The 15,821-nt window shown below is 71.8% G+C and carries 15 protein-coding genes; 11 read left to right on the top strand and 4 right to left on the bottom strand.

All coding sequences use genetic code 11. From position 1 onward, the window contains the following. Positions 1 to 2 precede the first annotated feature (2 nt). The 4 genes from TBIS_RS04330 (at position 3) to TBIS_RS04315 (ending at position 4,341) form a co-directional block, all read left to right on the top strand. The gene (locus TBIS_RS04330) at positions 3 to 1,313 is read left to right on the top strand and encodes an ABC transporter substrate-binding protein (protein WP_013131126.1); all 1,311 of its coding nucleotides are present in this window, start codon (positions 3 to 5) and stop codon (positions 1,311 to 1,313) included. A 15-nt stretch (positions 1,314 to 1,328) separates the two neighbouring features. Further along, positions 1,329 to 2,699, top strand: coding sequence for an ABC transporter permease (locus TBIS_RS04325; protein WP_013131125.1), 1,371 nt, complete (start codon positions 1,329 to 1,331; stop codon positions 2,697 to 2,699). Then, a complete protein-coding gene (locus TBIS_RS04320; RefSeq protein WP_013131124.1) occupies positions 2,696 to 3,577 on the top strand; it encodes a carbohydrate ABC transporter permease in 882 nt (293 codons plus the stop codon). The genes TBIS_RS04325 and TBIS_RS04320 overlap by 4 nt, the downstream gene beginning before the upstream one ends. A gap of 404 nt (positions 3,578 to 3,981) precedes the next feature. Then, positions 3,982 to 4,341: a hypothetical protein gene (locus TBIS_RS04315; RefSeq protein WP_013131123.1), complete on the top strand. Its 360-nt coding sequence runs from the start codon at positions 3,982 to 3,984 to the stop codon at positions 4,339 to 4,341. 8 nt (positions 4,342 to 4,349) lie between these two features. Here TBIS_RS04315 and TBIS_RS04310 read toward each other — a convergent pair whose 3' ends face one another. Beyond that, positions 4,350 to 5,198 (bottom strand): hypothetical protein, encoded by an 849-nt coding sequence (locus TBIS_RS04310; RefSeq protein WP_013131122.1) that lies wholly within the window; start codon positions 5,196 to 5,198, stop codon positions 4,350 to 4,352. 378 nt (positions 5,199 to 5,576) lie between these two features. On the opposite strand from TBIS_RS04310, the gene TBIS_RS04305 reads away from it, so the two are divergent. Both TBIS_RS04305 and TBIS_RS04300 read left to right on the top strand, forming a co-directional pair. Beyond that, positions 5,577 to 6,659, top strand: coding sequence for a serine/threonine-protein kinase (locus TBIS_RS04305; RefSeq protein ID WP_013131121.1), 1,083 nt, complete (start codon positions 5,577 to 5,579; stop codon positions 6,657 to 6,659). Next, positions 6,656 to 7,060, top strand: coding sequence for a hypothetical protein (locus TBIS_RS04300; protein ID WP_013131120.1), 405 nt, complete (start codon positions 6,656 to 6,658; stop codon positions 7,058 to 7,060). Before TBIS_RS04305 ends, TBIS_RS04300 begins: the two co-directional genes overlap by 4 nt. A gap of 368 nt (positions 7,061 to 7,428) precedes the next feature. On the opposite strand, the gene TBIS_RS04295 is transcribed toward TBIS_RS04300, so the two are convergent. After that, the gene (locus TBIS_RS04295; RefSeq protein WP_241019873.1) at positions 7,429 to 8,859 is read right to left on the bottom strand and encodes a glycosyltransferase family 39 protein; all 1,431 of its coding nucleotides are present in this window, start codon (positions 8,857 to 8,859) and stop codon (positions 7,429 to 7,431) included. Positions 8,860 to 9,858: 999 nt separating this feature from the next. Here TBIS_RS04295 and TBIS_RS04290 point away from each other — a divergent pair. After that, complete coding sequence (locus TBIS_RS04290) at positions 9,859 to 10,863, top strand: LacI family DNA-binding transcriptional regulator (RefSeq protein WP_041431183.1); 1,005 nt, start codon at positions 9,859 to 9,861, stop codon at positions 10,861 to 10,863. Further along, the gene (locus TBIS_RS04285; RefSeq protein WP_013131117.1) at positions 10,850 to 12,358 is read left to right on the top strand and encodes a serine/threonine-protein kinase; all 1,509 of its coding nucleotides are present in this window, start codon (positions 10,850 to 10,852) and stop codon (positions 12,356 to 12,358) included. Before TBIS_RS04290 ends, TBIS_RS04285 begins: the two co-directional genes overlap by 14 nt. Before the next feature lie 591 nt (positions 12,359 to 12,949). Here the strand turns inward: TBIS_RS04285 and TBIS_RS04280 are convergent. Then, complete coding sequence (locus tag TBIS_RS04280; protein ID WP_013131116.1) at positions 12,950 to 13,198, bottom strand: hypothetical protein; 249 nt, start codon at positions 13,196 to 13,198, stop codon at positions 12,950 to 12,952. Positions 13,199 to 13,232: 34 nt separating this feature from the next. Beyond that, on the bottom strand, positions 13,233 to 13,373 hold the full coding sequence (locus TBIS_RS19275) for a hypothetical protein (RefSeq protein ID WP_013131115.1): 141 nt from the start codon (positions 13,371 to 13,373) through the stop codon (positions 13,233 to 13,235). A gap of 300 nt (positions 13,374 to 13,673) precedes the next feature. On the opposite strand from TBIS_RS19275, the gene TBIS_RS04275 reads away from it, so the two are divergent. The 3 genes from TBIS_RS04275 (at position 13,674) to TBIS_RS20035 (ending at position 15,787) form a co-directional block, all read left to right on the top strand. Then, a complete protein-coding gene (locus TBIS_RS04275; protein WP_050760431.1) occupies positions 13,674 to 14,066 on the top strand; it encodes an ATP-binding protein in 393 nt (130 codons plus the stop codon). Positions 14,067 to 14,128: 62 nt separating this feature from the next. Next, positions 14,129 to 15,580 (top strand): MFS transporter, encoded by a 1,452-nt coding sequence (locus TBIS_RS04270; protein WP_013131113.1) that lies wholly within the window; start codon positions 14,129 to 14,131, stop codon positions 15,578 to 15,580. A gap of 81 nt (positions 15,581 to 15,661) precedes the next feature. Further along, on the top strand, positions 15,662 to 15,787 hold the full coding sequence (locus TBIS_RS20035) for a hypothetical protein (protein ID WP_013131112.1): 126 nt from the start codon (positions 15,662 to 15,664) through the stop codon (positions 15,785 to 15,787). The last annotated feature ends 34 nt before the right edge of the window (positions 15,788 to 15,821 follow it).

The raw sequence follows: 15,821 nt of genomic DNA, 5'->3' as shown, positions 1-15,821 counted from the left end.
TCATGCGCAAACTCACCCCGGTGGTCGCGCTGCTCGCGCTCGCGGCCACGGCGTGTGGCTCGTCCTCGGACGAGCCTTCCCAGGAGAGCACCTCCTCCGCCGCCGCCAAGCCGCTCGCCGGCGTCAAGATCGAGGTCGCCGCGAAGTGGACCGGCGAGGAGCAGGCCAACTTCGAGCAGGTCCTCAAGGCGTTCGAGGAGAAGACCGGCGCCACCGTCACCTACGCCTCCACCGGTGAGGACACCGCCGCGTACCTCGGCCCGCGGATCGAGGCCGGCACCCCGCCGGACGTGGCGATCCTCCCCCAGCCCGGCCTGGTCCAGCAGTACGCCGACCAGAACGCGCTCAAGCCGCTCTCCCAGGAGGTTCTGGCGCAGATCGACCAGAACTACACCCCGTACTGGAAGGAGCTCGGCTCCGCCAACGGCCAGGTGTACGGCGTGCTCGTGAAGGCCGCGCACAAGTCCCTGATCTGGTACCGGCAGCAGGCGTTCGACGACGCCGGGGTGCAGCCGGCCGCCACCTGGGACGAGCTGATCGGCACGACCGCGCAGACGCTCGCCGACTCCGGCACCCCGCCGTTCGCCCTCTGCGGCGCCTCGGGCTGGACCCTCACCGACCTGTTCGAGAACATCTACCTCTCCACGGCCGGGCCGGAGAACTACGACAAGCTCTCCCGGCACGAGATCCCGTGGACCGACCCCACGGTGACCGAGGCGCTGGAGAAGATGGCGCAGATCTTCGGGAAGCAGGAGTTCATGCTGGGCGGCTCCTCCGGCGCGCTGCAGACCGACTTCCCGACCTGCGTCACTCAGGTCTTCGGCCAGAAGAAGGCCGCCATGGTGATCGAGGCCGACTTCGTCGCCGCGTCCGCCACCGAGTCCGGTGCGAAGATCGGCGAGGACGCCAAGATCATGCCGTTCCCGAAGGTCGGCGACACCCAGCCGGTCGTGCTCGGCGGTGACATCGCCGTGGCCCTGAAGGACACCCCGGGCGCGATGGCGCTGCTGGAGTTCCTCGCCTCCAAGGAGGGCGGCGAGATCTGGGCGAAGCTCCCCGGCTACCTCTCCCCCAACCGGAACGTCTCCCCGGACAACTACCCGAACGAGCTGACCAAGCAGCTCGCGCAGACCATCATCTCGGCCGGTGAGTCCGTCCGGTACGACATGTCCGACCTCGCGCCGAGCGCGTTCGGCGGCACGGACGGCAAGGGCGAGTGGAAGCACCTGCAGGACTTCCTGCGCGACCCCTCCGACGTGAAGGGCACGCAGGAGAAGCTCGAGGCTGACGCGGCCAAGGCCTGGAAGAAGTAAGCAGGGAGGTCGGCCGTGATCAAGAGGCTGACCGGCCGGCGGACCCCCGGCGGCGTGCAGGCCGCCGGGGGCTCTCCCGCCCCGAACACGACAGCACCCGCACGGCTGGGCCCCTCGCCGATGCTGGCGGTGGTCTTCCTCCTCCCCGCCTGCCTGTTCCTCGGCGTGTGGGTGGTCTACCCGATCATCTACTCGATCTATCGCAGCCTGTACGACGCGTCGGGTGAGCGCTTCGTCGGCCTGGGCAACTACATCACGATCTTCACGGATCCCTCGACGCTCACCACGATACGCAACAACATCATCTGGGTGGTCGTCGCCCCCCTGGTGGTGACCACGCTCGGCCTCATCTTCGCCGTGCTGACCGAGCGCATCCGGTGGGCCACCGCGTTCAAGCTCGTCCTGTTCATGCCGATGGCGGTCTCCCTGCTCGCGGCCGGGGTGATCTTCCGGCTCGTCTACGAGCAGGACCCGGACAAGGGCGTGGCGAACGCCATCCTCACCACGATCCACGACACGTTCTCCTCCAGCCAGGGGTATCCGGGCGCCCGCCCGCGCGAGAACGACCTCGCCCCCGCGGTGGTGGACGACGGCGCCGTGGTGGCCAAGCAGCCCGCCGAGCCCGGCAAGCCGGTGCTGATCCCGCTCGTCGGCCTGCCCCCGGCCTCCCTCGAGGGCGCGGCGGCGGCGAAGGCGGCCACACCGGGGCCGGGTGAGATCGGCGGCACGGTCTGGCTCGACGTGGTGCACGGTGGCGGTGGCACGGTCAACCAGGTCGATGCCGAGGAGAAGGGCCTGGCGGGCATCACGGTCGAGGCGGTCTCCGACGGGGTGGTCAAGGCGACCACCGAGACGGCCGCCGACGGCACCTTCACCTTCACCGGCCTGCCGCCCGGCGCCTACCAGATCCGGCTTCCGAAGTCCAACTTCGAGGAGCCGTTCAACGGCCTGGCCTGGCTCGGGCCGACACTGATCACCCCGGCGATCATCGGCGCCTACGTCTGGGTGTGGGCCGGGTTCGCGATGGTGCTGATCGCGGCCGGGCTGTCGGCGATCCCGCGGGACGCGCTGGAGGCGGCGCGGATCGACGGGGCCACCGAGTGGCAGGTGTTCCGCCGCATCACCGTGCCGCTGCTGGCGCCGGTGCTCCTCGTCGTCTTCGTGACGATGATCATCAACGTCCTGAAGGTCTTCGACCTCGTGTTCATCATCGCACCGGGGTCCGTCCAGCCGCAGGCGAACGTGATCGCGCTGGAGATGTGGCGGGTGTCGTTCGGCGGCGGCGGTAACCAGGGTCTGGGAAGCGCGCTCGCCGTCTTCCTCCTGGTGCTGGTCATCCCGTTCATGATCTTCAACATCCGCCGGTTCAGGAGGGATGAGCGATGACGACCGCGGCCGCTGCCCCCACCGGGATCCGGCGCAGCCTCGCCGGGCGGATCGTGGACCGGATCGGCGGCGGGCTGGTCCAGGTGTTCATGGTCCTCGTCGCGATCTTCTGGCTGGTGCCGACGCTCGGCCTGCTCGTCGTGTCGCTGCGCGCCGAGGAGGACAACAACGCGTCCGGCTGGTGGACCGTGTTCACCAAGCCCGCCCAGCTCACCTTCGAGAACTACGCGAACCTCCTGGCCTCGGGCTTCACGTCGTCGTTCTGGAACACCGTGCTGATCGCGGTGCCGTCGACGATCCTGGTGATCGTCATCGCGGCGATGGCGGCGTACGCGTTCGCCTGGATCGAGTTCCCCGGCAGGGACATGCTGTTCCTGATCGTGGTCGCCCTGCTGGTGGCCCCGATCCAGATCGCGCTCATCCCGATCGCCAAGCTCTACGGATCCCTCGGGATATTCGGGTCGATCCTCGGCGTGGTGCTCTTCCACGTCGCCTTCGGCCTGCCGTTCGCGATCTTCCTGCTGCGGAACTTCTTCGTCGGGATCCCGCGTGAGCTGCTCGAGGCCGCCCGGATGGACGGGTCGCCGGAGTGGCGGATCTTCGCCACCGTGGTGTTCCCGCTTGCCAAGCCGGCGATCGCCTCGCTCGGCATCTTCCAGTTCCTCTGGGTCTGGAACGACCTGCTCGTCGCCCTGGTCTTCGCCGACACCGAGAACCAGCCGATGACCAAGGCCCTCCAGTCCCAGATGCGGCAGTTCGGCACCAACGTGGACATCCTCGCGCCGGGCGCGTTCCTGTCGCTGCTGATCCCGCTCATCCTCTTCTTCGCCTTCCAGCGGTACTTCGTGCAGGGGATGCTCGCGGGCTCGGTGAAGTGAACGCGGCGACGTGACCGGGCGATGACCACGGAGTGCCGCGGAGGTGCGGGGTGCGGCGTCTCCGGTCCGGATCGGAGACGCCGCCCACTGGCCGGGCACCCGCTCGACGGGGGGAGCGGGTGCCCGGCCGGCGTCTTCCCTGGGGTGCGTCTTCCCCGGGGCGCTCCGTCCCCGTGATGTGGGCGGCCCCGCCGTCCGGTCAGGTGAGAGACGATCCGCAATGAATCGTTCGCGGCCGGGTTCGCCAGGTCGGCGGTGCCGCGAGCCGAGCCCATCAGGCCGCGGCCAGGGCGGCTGATCCCGTCTTCGGAGCCGGTCGGATTCTCCTTCCATGGCCGCGACAGGACACCGCGGCCCTCCGCATGGACGGCGCGAGGGGACGGGTTACCGCTAGGCTCGCCGCCATGAACGGTGACACGGAAGACGGCCGCTTCCTCCGCCTCAGCGTCGACGTCCTGGTAGAGGTGCGCGACCTGGAGGCGCTGCGCTCGGCGGCCGTCGCGGAGATCCGCAAGCCCGAGGCCGGGCTGAGCGATGAGGAGCGCCAGGAGCAGATCGGCCTGGTGAACTCCGACGAGACCGGAGCCGCCGCGCTGCAGTGGCTCGTCGACCCCGAGCATGTGCTCGGCCTCGTCGGGCACGTCGCCGCGGTCGAGCCGCGCGAGGCGATGCTCGGCGTCGAGCCGTCCGCGGGCACCCTCGAGGAGGGAGAGGAGGACGAGCCCGGCGACGAACAGCACGATCACGACGGTTACGCCTTCTGACACGGCGATCAGGCGGCGAGCCTGCCCAGACCGGGGCGGTCATCGCCGGTGTCCGCACCGTGATCGCCGACCTTCAGGCAGGCCCGGCGGGCGGCCTCCGGGGTCAGCCGCGCCCGGATCGGCCGCCCATCGCGGAGCGAACCGGCGGAGAGCACGGCGACGCCCACCTCACCGATCCGCAGGTGGCCGGCGACCGTCCGGGAGCGGCAGCCGGGGTGGGCCGCGAGCCAGGCGAGGTGCCCGGCGAGCAGCCGCTCCGCGGCGAGGCGTAACACCTCGGCCGCGCACAGCGTGTGCGCACAGGCCATGCCGTCCAGCGTGAGCTCCGGCAGGCCGAAGCGGCATAGGCCCCGGCTGGTCAGGACAGGGGCGCCCGCCCCGGGTTCGGTGGCCCCGGGCTCCGCGGTCCAGCCCAGCCAGTCGTCACCGAGCCGGAACTCCCGGCGCTCGCCCGGGCAGCCCGGGCAGTGGTAGACGGCGGAGCCCACGAGCGGATCGACGGTCACTCCCCCGTACGCCTCGGCCGCGGCGCGGGCGACGGCCCGGGCCGCCTGGGCGGCCCCGGGCTGGGCGGTGACCGGCGCCCTGCTGGAGACCACGATGTGGTGGCGCGCTCTCCGCACCCGTTCTCCCAGATCGTCGTCGGCGAGGCCGATCCGGTGCCGCCACGGCGAGCGCCGCGCGGGGTACGCCTCGAGCGCGAGCCTGGGGGTGCCGAGCGCGGCCTTCGCGGCGAGCCGGTGGGGCGACGCCCCCATCCGCCACGGCACGAGCGACGACAGCTCCGCGGGGACGCGGTCCGTGGCGACCACGAACACGGACGTGGTCTCGGCCGGTACGGGATAGGTGATCCACATGGGCCCTCCTCTCGACCTTGGCAGGCCCAGAGTGGCCGGGACCGCCGGGGCGCGTCCGGCTCGAATCCCGTTCTGTGGATAATCGGCAGGCCTCGCCGTACCGCCGCCACACGACGTCTCCCGGACGGTCTGTACCGCGGCTGCATGTGTCCTTCCGGACCGCCCCGCCACGAAGGGCTCTCTCGGACCGCACCGCCGACCGGTGATGTCCTCGGCCCGATATCACCGGCCGGCGCTCTCCCAGGCAGCGCCGCAACACGGGAGGGCCCCTGATCCGGCCCGGCCGCCCGGCCCTGCTTGCCGGAACGGCTTGAGCGGCACCGAGCCGACGGTTCAATTGGGGGAAGATCTTCCACGATCCCGGCACTCGGAGGAATGGTGCTGACATATCCGGGTCGTCCCCTCGGGGAGGGGGATCCCCGGCGAATCGGCCGGTACGCCGTGCGCAGCGTGCTCGGTGCGGGCGGGCAGGGCGTCGTCTACTTCGCCGAGGGCCCACAGGGGGACAAGGTCGCGGTCAAATTGCTGCACGCGCACATCGCCCGGGAGCCCGACTTCCAGCGCAGGTTTCTCCGGGAGGCGCAGATCATGCGCGAGGTCGCGACGTTCTGCACGGCCCGGGTCCTGGAGGTGGGCGTCCACGACGACCGCCCGTACCTGGCGAGCGAATACGTCGCCGGCATCTCGCTCCAGGAACTGCTGCGCACCCAGGGGCCTTGCTCGGAGAGCAGCCTGCACCGGCTCGCCGTGTCCACGCTCACCGCGCTGGCCGCCATCCACCGGGCGGGGATCGTGCACCGCGACTTCAAGCCGGCCAACGTCATCCTCGGGCCGGAAGGCCCGGTCGTCATCGACTTCGGCATCGCCCGGGTCCTGGAACAGACGACCACGCATTCCGGGATCATGGGGACCCCTGCGTACATGGCGCCCGAGCAGTTCACCGCGGGTGCGACCAGTACGGCGAGCGATATCTTCAGCTGGGCGGTGACCATGGCCTACGCCGCGAGCGGGCGCCTTCCGTTCGACGGGAGCACACCGCCGGCCGTGATGCACGCGATCCTCACCCGGGAGCCGGACCTGACCGGGGTCCCGCCGTCCCTCGCCACCGTCCTCGCCGCGTGCCTCGACAAAGACCCCGGCCGGCGGCCGAGCGCGGAAGAACTTCTCCGCCACTTCACCGGGCTGGACACGACGGCCGTTTCCGCGACGAGGGTCAGGCGCACCAGGCCGGCCCCGTTTCTCCTGGCGGCGTTCGCCCAGGTCGCGGTCTTCGCGGGCACGTGGGCTCTGGCGTACACCGATTTCAACAGCCCACCGGTCTACCCGTGGGCGCCGATCCTCTGGATCCCGAGCGGGCTCTGGCTGTTGCTCGGAGCCGTGCTGCTCGCCATCCGCGTCACCCGGCGGAATGACGCGGCGGGCCCGGCGGCGCACCGGACAGGAGGTCACGAGCGGCGGTGACCGTCCTGCAGGAGATCCTGATATACGCCTACAACATCTCGTTCCTGCTGGCGCCCATCAACTGGGTGATACTCGCGCTTCCCTGGGTCAGGCGAGTCCTGGCCCGCCACCGGGTTCTCGTGGCGGTCACGATGCTGCCGATCCAACCGGCCCTGACCTTCTTTGTGATCTCCTCCGCCATAGAGCTCTTGCCGAGGCTCGACATCTACTGGGAGGACATCCTCTTCGTCATCGTCGCCTACCTGAACGGCCTGGTGGCGTTCCTCGTCGTCATCCAGATCCAGGAACTCGTGAGCCGGCGGACGGCCCGGTCCGGGCCGGTCACGGGACCGGCCGATGGACCGGGCCCCGGCGACACGGGGCTCCCCCGCACCCGGAGGCTGGAACCCCCTGGCTCATAGCGCCTCCGCCATCTCGCGCGGCATGCCGGCCACGCCCCGTTGAAGCCTCCCGGTGACCGGGCCCGCCGGAGCGCCGCCGCACCGCGGCCCACCGAATGACCTCCGGGTGCCGGCCGGGATCCGCGGCCGGCGGGCGCCCGCCTCGGCCCCCGGGGCGGCCCCTGCGCGGGCCGGGCGGCCGGGCCGTACCGGGCGCCGCGCGAACGCCGCTTGCACGATGCCGGCCCCAGGCCACCGGCCGGCCCGGGCCCCCGTCGACCACGGGGAGCACCCGCCCGACCAGGTGCGACCGCCCAGCTCACCGGTGAAGGAACCGCCCAGCTCACCGGGTGAGCGAACGGCGCATCTCACCGGGGTGACCGTCCGGCTCACCGGGTGAACAAGGTGACGGTGAGCCCGGGCAGCTCGGCCGAGTGCCAGGCGAACGCGAGCCGGAATCCGGCGTCGCGCACCTTCTCGATCACAGGGATCTTGGAACCGGAGAGCCCCTCCTCTTTCGTGCCGCGCCAGACGACCCAGACCCGGCGGCGGCCGGCGAGGGCGGCCGCGACGTCGGAGCGCTCCGGATAGCCGAAGCCCGTCGCCGACGGCGCCGTGCCCACGCGCAGCACATCGTCCGGCAGCGGGCCGTCCGCGTAGTAGCCGAACCCGGTCCGCAGCCGGCTCTGGCCGTAGATGATGGCGTCGCCGGGCCGGGCACGGTCCTTGATCACCTGCACCGCGCCGGGGAAGTCGTCGTAGTGGCCGTTCCGCTGCCGGTAGTCCGCCTGCGTGGGCAGGCCGAGCGCCGCGACGATGACGATCACCGGTACGGCGAGCCGCCCCAGCGACGCGACGGCGATCCCCGCGGCCAGGGCGAGCGCCGGCGCGGCCGGGAAGAGGTACCTGTCCACGTACGCCGGGGTGATCAGGGCGGAGATCGTCAGGAGGAGCGGCGGCGGCAGGAGCAGCCAGCCCGCCACGAGCACGGCCCCCGCCCGGCCACGCCGCCACAGCACCGCCAGCCCGGCCACCGCCAGCAGGAGGAGCGCCCACCCCACCGGCACGGATCCGGTGAGCATCTTCGGGTACCGGAGCAAGATCTCCGGCTCGGCCGGTTGGATCCAGCTGATCGCGTGCCGCTCCTGGTAGCCGATGACGCCCAGCACGGCCATCGGCACGCATCCGGCGGCGAGGGCGGGCAGGAACCGCAGGAGCGGGACCCGGTGGCAGAGGGCGGCGAGCACCTGCGCGGGCAGCACGAGCGCCGAGAACAGGTGGGTGCACCCGAGCAGCGCCACCGCCCCCGCGTAGCCGGCGAGCCGTCCCCGGGTGGGCCGCTCGAGCACGCGGTGGAGCGCCCAGGCCGAGAGCGCGGCCGCGGCCGCGGCGAACGCGTACGGCCTGGCGTTGGCCCCGTGGAAGGACACCGACGGCAGGACCGCGAAGATCGCCGCGGCGCAGAGCCCCGCTGCGGTGCCGTGCAGCCGGCGGCCCAGGTCGGTGAGGAGGGCCGCCGCGATGCCCACGCCGATCGCCGACGGCAGCCTCATCCACCACTCGGCGTGGCCGCCGAGCAGGGTCCACAGGTGCATGAAGAGGTAGTAGGGCAGGAAGTGGCCGTCGATGTGCTTGGCGAGCTCCCAGAGCGCGTCCAGCGATCTCGTCGCCGCGTTGTAGGTCGCCAGCTCGTCCCCGGAGAACGATGCCGTCGTGCCGGTGATCGCCACGCCGGTGGTGAGGAGCCCGGCGATCGCGGGAGCTCGCCAGGGGGTGAATCGCGCGGATCGCCGGGGAACGGGACGAGCCGGGCGAGTCACGCTACCCACCATCGCAGCTCGGGGAGATTACCACCGGTGATCTCCCGCCATGCCTCCGGCTGGGACGCCGGTGCTCACCGGATGACCGTGCGTCACCGGTGGACCGCCCCGGATGAGCGGGCGGCACGCCGGCTCACCACGGGCTCGTGCCCGGCTGGGAGTGCTCCCGCCCGGTCAGTGCCGGTTCGTGCCCGGGTGAGAGGACCCCGCCTGATCAGCGCCGGTTCGCGCTCGGTGAGCGGGCGGCACCCGGCGGCTCGCCGCCGGTCCGTGGCCCATGACCGACCGCGCCGGGAGCGGCGCCAGGCGCCGCCGCGCCGGCGGCGTTCTCCCTGCCACGGCCCGCCGGGCGCCTGCGTCGGATGCCACCGCCCGGCCCCGGTCGAACGGCGCACCCGACGGATGGGGCCACCCCGGCCGCCGCCGAGGGGCGCGCCCCCACGGGACGGCAGGTCACCCGGCCGCCGCCCATGGGGTGCGCTCGGTGGAGCGGCGTGGGCGGCCGCCCGGCCGATACGGGGACCCCGCCGGCACGCCGCAATTGAAGATCATTTACCCTTGCGTCGCGGGCCGCCGCACCCCGAGCGGGGCTTCGCACCCCGGCTTCCGGAACGCCGGTACCCGCAATTCGGTCCGGTGATCGCCCTATATGACGTAATTGATTTTGGACATGACCGAAAATAGTGCACGTGCAGCCGCGAAAGTGTCGCCCGCAGGCGGGCCGGGAGACCGGATCGCCGTGGGCGGCGCCCATGGCCGATGGGCCGACGCCGGGCGTCGTGGGCGAAGCCCGAAGAAGCCGCTGCAACATGCGGGAAACCCACCGCGAGCCCCCTTCTCGCATGAAGGCCCGCGCTGCCAGCACGTCTCTCGGACGGAAGGCGGTCACCGACCGAAAGTTTTCACACGCGGAAACCTCTGTTGACACGAACGAAACGGTGATACTTTCCTTGGGAGCGCTCCCAACCAAAACCGAAAGCTTCGGGCCGAGGAAACCGGATGGCCGATCTTCCCACCCTCGCAGAGGTTGCTGCCGCAGCCGGCGTCTCCCCGGCGACCGCCTCCCGGGTTCTCACGGGATCGGTACGTGTGAAGACCTCGACTCGCCGCCAGGTCCACGACGCGATGTCGCGCCTGGGCTACGTGCGGCGCCGGGCGCCCCGCGGGGCCGGACGCCGGCGAGCCGAGCAGACGATCGCCGCGGTCGTCTGCGAATCAGGTCCGCGCCTGTTCAGTGATCCGTACTACGCCCGGCTCCTTGTGGCCTGTGAGGAGGCGCTCACGGCCAAAGGGCTGCCGCTGATGCTCATGACGGCGACCCCGGCCACCGCCTCGCTCACCGCGCCACGCCTGGTCGCCGGGGCCGTGGACGGAGTACTGCTGATCGGCGCGCGGGCGAGACACCCCCTCACGGTCACGCTCGCCGCCTCGGGGATACCGGTGCGCTGCGTCGGGCGCCCACCGGACGACGTTACGCTCCCGTTCGTCGACGCCGACAACGCCGATGGCGGACGGCAGGTGGCCGAGCACCTGCTGCTCAGCGGGCGCCGGTCCATCGCCGTCATCGCGGGGCCGCCCACACTGCCCGCCGCCCGTGACCGGCTGGAGGGGTTCCGCCGGACACTGTTCGACGCCGGGATCACCTCGGTGCCGGTGGCGTACGGCGACTTCACCCGCTCGTCGGGCGCGCACGCGGCGCAGTGGCTGCTTCAGCGCGTCCCGAACCTCGACGCCATCTTCGTGGCGTCCGACCTGATGGCCGCCGGAGCGATTCACACGCTCATCCGGGCGGGCCGCAAGGTACCGGACGACGTGGCGGTGATCGGGTTCGGCGACGCCCCCATCGCCAAGAGCATGTCGCCCACTCTGACCACGGTCCGTCAGCCCGTGGAGGAGATGGCCACACTCGCGATCAAGCTGCTCTTGGCCGCGCTGACCGAGGAGAACGGGCCGCCGGCCGACTCTGTGCTGCCCACGGAACTGGTGGTACGTGAATCGGGCTGAGCTTCACGAGGGCGACGTCCTGACCCGTCGCTACGTGCTCAAGGAGCGGATCGCGACCGGGGGGATGTCGGTCATCTGGCGTGCCTTCGACCGGGCTCTGCACCGGCCTGTGGCGGTCAAGGTCCTGGACGTGTCGCTCGACGGAGACGACCCGGGCCGGGAGCTGATCCGCAGAGAGGCGAGGGCCACCGCCCAGCTCATCCACCCCGACGCGATCGAGGTCTACGACTACGGGGAGACGGTGACCCACGGCGGCCGGATCGCCGCCTACCTCGTGATGCGGCTGGTCGAGGGGAGGTCCCTCGCCGACCGGATCGCCGAGGGCCCGCTCCCCTGGCGGGAGGCCGTGAAGATCGCCGCGGGCCTCGCCGAGGTGCTCGCCGCCGCGCATGACCGGGGCATCGTGCACCGCGACGTGACCCCGGACAACGTGCTGCTCGCCGAGGACGGGCCGAAGCTGCACGACTTCGGGATCGCGGCCTTCGTCGGCGAGGACGACGACCAGCTCGTCGCCGACTTCGGCACCCCGCCGTACGTCGCGCCGGAACGGCTCCGCGGCACCACGGCCGACCCGGCGGTGGACGTGTACTCCCTCGGCGTTCTCCTGTACGAGATGCTCACCGGGGCGCTGCCGTACCCGGAGACGACCTGGGAGGCGATCGAGAAGGCCCGGCGGGACGGGCCACCGCCGACCCCCAGGGTCCCCGGCCTGCCGACCGCCGTGGCCGACCTGTGCCGCGAGTGCCTCGCCGCGGACCCCGCGGCGCGGCCGAGCGCCCGCACGGTCGCCACCACGCTCTCCTCGGTGCTCACCGCGGCCGAGCGGCCGCCGGAGCCCCGGGCCCGGGCCGCCGGCTGGGTGGCCGCCCTGGGCGGTGCCGTGGCCCTGGGGAGCACCATGTGGCTGTTCCCGGTCGTCGAGGCGGGCGGCGGCACCGGGACTCGCCCACCGGTCACCCCGGTGCTGCCGGCCGTCTCCGCGCCCCAGGGCGCCGGATCCGCCGCGGGCCACGCACCCCCCTCGCCGGCCCCGGACGGCGTCACGCGCTCGCCCGAGGCGAGCGCCCCGCCCTCGGCGGAGGAGGAAGGGGACGCCGAGTGGAGCGCCCTGCCGCAGGAGCGCGAGCCGCGGGCCGAGGACGCCGCCCAGCCCGCCCGGCAGCTGCGGAAGAACGGCGGCCGGGATCCGGCGACGCCGTCCTTCTCCCTCGCCGCGACCACGGAGGCGCCGATCATCCCGCCCGCGCTGGACGAGGCGGTCGACCTGTTCGACCGGCTCGTGGACGCGGCGGAGGCCGCGGGCCGCATCGACGCCGACGTCGCGCTCGACCTCAGGCAGCTCCTGCACAACGCGGTCCGCAACGGCACCGGGGTCCGTGACGTCCGCGACAAGCTGGAGAGCCGCCACCGGGAGGGACGGATGCCAGGTCCGCTCAAGCAGGAGCTGGAGCGGGTGGTGCGCAAGGTGGAGCTCGCGCTCTCCCGGGCCGGTTAGGCCCGCCGGGCGCACCTTGCCGGGCGTCATGGGAGCGCTCCCATCACTCCGGACGCCATCAGAGCATACTCCCGGTGCCGTTGAGGCCGCTGAGGTTTTCCGGAAACGACACGGGCCGTCACGGTGCGCGATCATCGGCGGGCACAACCGGCGAATTCTGGCAATCTCCGCTTTAGTCGTCTCAGAGGCAGGAAAGGTCCGTAATCGGACATCACTGAATTTTTGGACAGACGATCCGGAGCCTCCGGACGTCCGATAGCCCGCCACCGCCGGCGTACCGCGAGCGGCGCGCGCCACCGGCGCAGCCCACGGCGCACGCGACGGCCGGCCCCGCCTTCGCGGGCCCCGGTCCGCACCGCGGGCAGAGGGCCGCCGGAATCACGCGCCGGCGCATCGGCACGCCCGCGCGGCATCGACGAGGACCCATGGTGCCCCGATCCGGCCCCGGGTCACCGCGCTCCGCCCATGGCCCACCGGCCGCATCGCGCCTGGCCGACCGGCCGCATCCGCCTCATGGTCAACGATGGGGAAGCCGCCGAGATGGCGCTCGGCGGGCATCGCCCGGCCCGTGGCTGTCCCGGCGCTCCGGTGTCAGCGCTCGAGGCCCCAGTCGTGCGGGCCGAGCACATAGCCGCCGCCCGCCCGCCGTACCCGGCCCCCGGCGACCAGGCCGTCCAGCCCGTGCCCGACCACGGGCTCCGGCAGGCCCGTCATCCGCGCCACGGCGCAGACGGTCGCGGGCCGGCCTTCCATCCCGAGGGCCGCGACCGCCTCGTACACGATCATCTCGGGCGCCGACATCTCCTGCACGTCGAGCAGCCGCCCGCTCCGGCGTGCCACGCCGCATCACCCCCTGGCCCCTGGGCCGCCGTCGTCACGCCTCCGTGGGCTTGTCCCACGGCTCCCCGGTCAGCTTCTCCTTCGGACCGGCGTTCGGCGGATCGCTCTCCGAGGGCGTGTGCTCCTCGGCGAAGTCCGGCTCGTCGCCGATCTCGTAATCCTTCTCCTCCCGCATATTGAGACAAGTGCCCGCTCGCCTCAGCCGCATGCATCTGCGAAACAGAGCATCAAACCTCGCAAGGCTCACGACTCCGACAACCGGGCATCCTGCCTGTTCAGCGCATGGTCCTTCGCCGACGAATATCGAATCACCCGCCAAGATATTGCGCAGCCGAATTGCAAAGTGCAGGATTGAACAAGCCGGTTCGGCGGCCGCGATACCGCGGATATCGGAGGAGTTCCACCGGGTATGAAAATCATTGAACTGAGTAGAAAAACAATTATCTCGCGGATTTTCCCGGGTGACCCGGCCCAGGTGAGAGCGGCCAGGCGCTTCGTCTCCGAGGCGCTCGGCGACGGGCACCCCTGCCGCGACGACGCCGTGCAGCTCATCGGGGAGCTCATCGCCGAGTCCTTACGCCACGCGGTCTCCTGCCGCACCAGCCCGGAGTACGCGGTGGCCGTGCAGGCCACGGCGGACTCGGCGCGGGTCACGCTCACCACCCAGGGCTGCGCGTGCTGGACCTCCCCCGACCTCACCCCCGGGCGTGGCGTCCACCTCGTCGGCCTGTTCACCCCCTACTGGGGTGTCTCCTCCGATCAGAAGGGCGTGGCCGTGTGGTTCGAGCTCGGGGCCGGCCTCCCCAAGGCCCGCCCGGCGGCCGCGCCCCGGCTCAGGCGCGGGCTCGCGAACCACGCCACCCGCTGAGCCGTACCCGTGCGACGTCGCGGCCCGGTGAGACCCCGGGCCGTCGCGGGTAACCCGGCCATATGGCCCGGACAGGGCCGAACCCGGCCCGGATCAGCACCGACATACCCGCCCGGCTCGACAGGCTGCCGTGGACCCGCTGGCACTGGCTGGTGCTCATCGGGCTCGGCGCGGTCTGGATCCTCGACGGGCTCGAGGTCACGATCGTGGGGGTGGTCGCCCCGCGCATCACCGAGCCGGGCAGCGGTCTCAACCTGACCAGCGCCGACATCGGCATCGCCGCCGGCGTGTACGTCGCCGGGGCCTGCCTCGGCGCCCTCGTCTTCGGCCACCTGACCGACCAGTTCGGGCGCAAGCGGCTCTTCCTGACGACGCTCGCCCTCTACCTCGTCGCCACCGCGGCGACCGCGTTCTCCACCACGGCCTGGTACTTCTACCTCTGCCGGTTCCTGACCGGCGCCGGCATCGGCGGTGAGTACGCCGCGATCAACTCGGCCATCGACGAGCTCATCCCCGCCCGGGTGCGCGGCACCGTCGACCTGGTGGTCAACGGCTCCTTCTGGCTCGGCACCGCGTTCGGCGCGGTCATCGCGGTCCCGATGCTCGACACCGACCTGTTCCCGCCCGACCTCGGCTGGCGGATCCTCTTCGGCCTCGGCGTGCTGCTGGGGGTGGTGATCCTGCTGACCAGGCGGCTCATGCCGGAGAGCCCGCGCTGGCTGTTCATCCACGGCCGCGACCAGGAGGCGGAGCGGATCGTGCGCGACCTGGAGGAGCGGATCAGGCGCTCGACCGGGGCGGAGCTCCCGCCCCCGGTGGGGACGATCACCATCACCCAGCGCCGCCACACCCCGCTCACCGAGGTGGCGGCCACCCTGCTGCGCCGCTACCCCACGCGGACGGTGGTCGGCCTCGCGCTCTTCATCGGCCAGGCCTTCCTCTACAACTCGATCTACTTCACGTACGCGCTGGTGCTCACCACGTTCTTCGCGGTGCCCGCCTCCGGCACGCCGTGGTACCTCATCCCCATCGCCCTCGGGAACTTCTGCGGTCCGGTGCTGCTCGGCCGCCTCTTCGACTCGATCGGCCGCCGGGCCATGGTCAGCGGGTGCTACGTGCTCTCGGGCGTGCTGCTGATCGGCACGGCCCTGCTGTTCGACCGCGGGGTGCTCTCCGCGCTGACGCTCACCGCCTGCTGGATGACGGTGTTCTTCTTCGCCTCGGCGGGGGCGAGCTCCGCCTACCTGACGGTCTCCGAGATCTTCCCGATGGAGACGCGGGCGCTCGCCATCGCGCTGTTCTACTCGATCGGCACCGCGCTCGGCGGCATCGTGGGGCCGGTCCTCTTCGGCCGCCTGGTGGAGAGCGAGGTCCCCGGGAACGTGGCCTTCGGCTACGTCCTGGGCGCATCGCTGATGATCGCCGCCGGGCTGGTGCAGTGGACGCTCGGCGTGGAGGCGGCGCGCCGCTCGCTCGAGGAGATCGCCAAGCCGCTCAGCGCCCACCCCGATTGAACCTTAATCACCGATTTGCCCGATATCGGGTATCACCAGGGAGGACGCCCACAGCGTCGGATACCGGATGGAGGACAGACCATGGCCGACGGCCGAGGCAAGAAGCCCACGAAGACGAGCGGCAAGGCCAAGCGGACGGCGATCAAGGAGGCCCGCCTCGCCAAGCAGGAGAAACGAAGATCCAAGCGGCACACCGACGAGGAGTGACCGCGCCACCTCGATCCGCGGTCATCCCCGGTAC

This window comes from Thermobispora bispora DSM 43833, assembly GCF_000092645.1.
Lineage (GTDB): Bacteria > Actinomycetota > Actinomycetes > Streptosporangiales > Streptosporangiaceae > Thermobispora > Thermobispora bispora.
Note: the sequence above shows the minus strand (reverse complement) of the source record. Positions and strands in the feature narration are given on the sequence as shown.

What these genes read in the sequence shown, in the direction of transcription:
- TBIS_RS04310 (WP_013131122.1), bottom strand. Translation starts at nt 5,198, where the DNA reads ATGTGGATCACCTATCCCGTACCGGCCGAGACCACGTCCGTGTTCGTG.
- TBIS_RS04290 (WP_041431183.1), top strand. Translation starts at nt 9,859, where the DNA reads ATGGCCGATCTTCCCACCCTCGCAGAGGTTGCTGCCGCAGCCGGCGTC.
- TBIS_RS19275 (WP_013131115.1), bottom strand. Translation starts at nt 13,373, where the DNA reads ATGCGGGAGGAGAAGGATTACGAGATCGGCGACGAGCCGGACTTCGCC.
- TBIS_RS20035 (WP_013131112.1), top strand. Translation starts at nt 15,662, where the DNA reads ATGGCCGACGGCCGAGGCAAGAAGCCCACGAAGACGAGCGGCAAGGCC.
- TBIS_RS04320 (WP_013131124.1), top strand. Translation starts at nt 2,696, where the DNA reads ATGACGACCGCGGCCGCTGCCCCCACCGGGATCCGGCGCAGCCTCGCC.
- TBIS_RS04330 (WP_013131126.1), top strand. Translation starts at nt 3, where the DNA reads ATGCGCAAACTCACCCCGGTGGTCGCGCTGCTCGCGCTCGCGGCCACG.
- TBIS_RS04270 (WP_013131113.1), top strand. Translation starts at nt 14,129, where the DNA reads ATGGCCCGGACAGGGCCGAACCCGGCCCGGATCAGCACCGACATACCC.
- TBIS_RS04315 (WP_013131123.1), top strand. Translation starts at nt 3,982, where the DNA reads ATGAACGGTGACACGGAAGACGGCCGCTTCCTCCGCCTCAGCGTCGAC.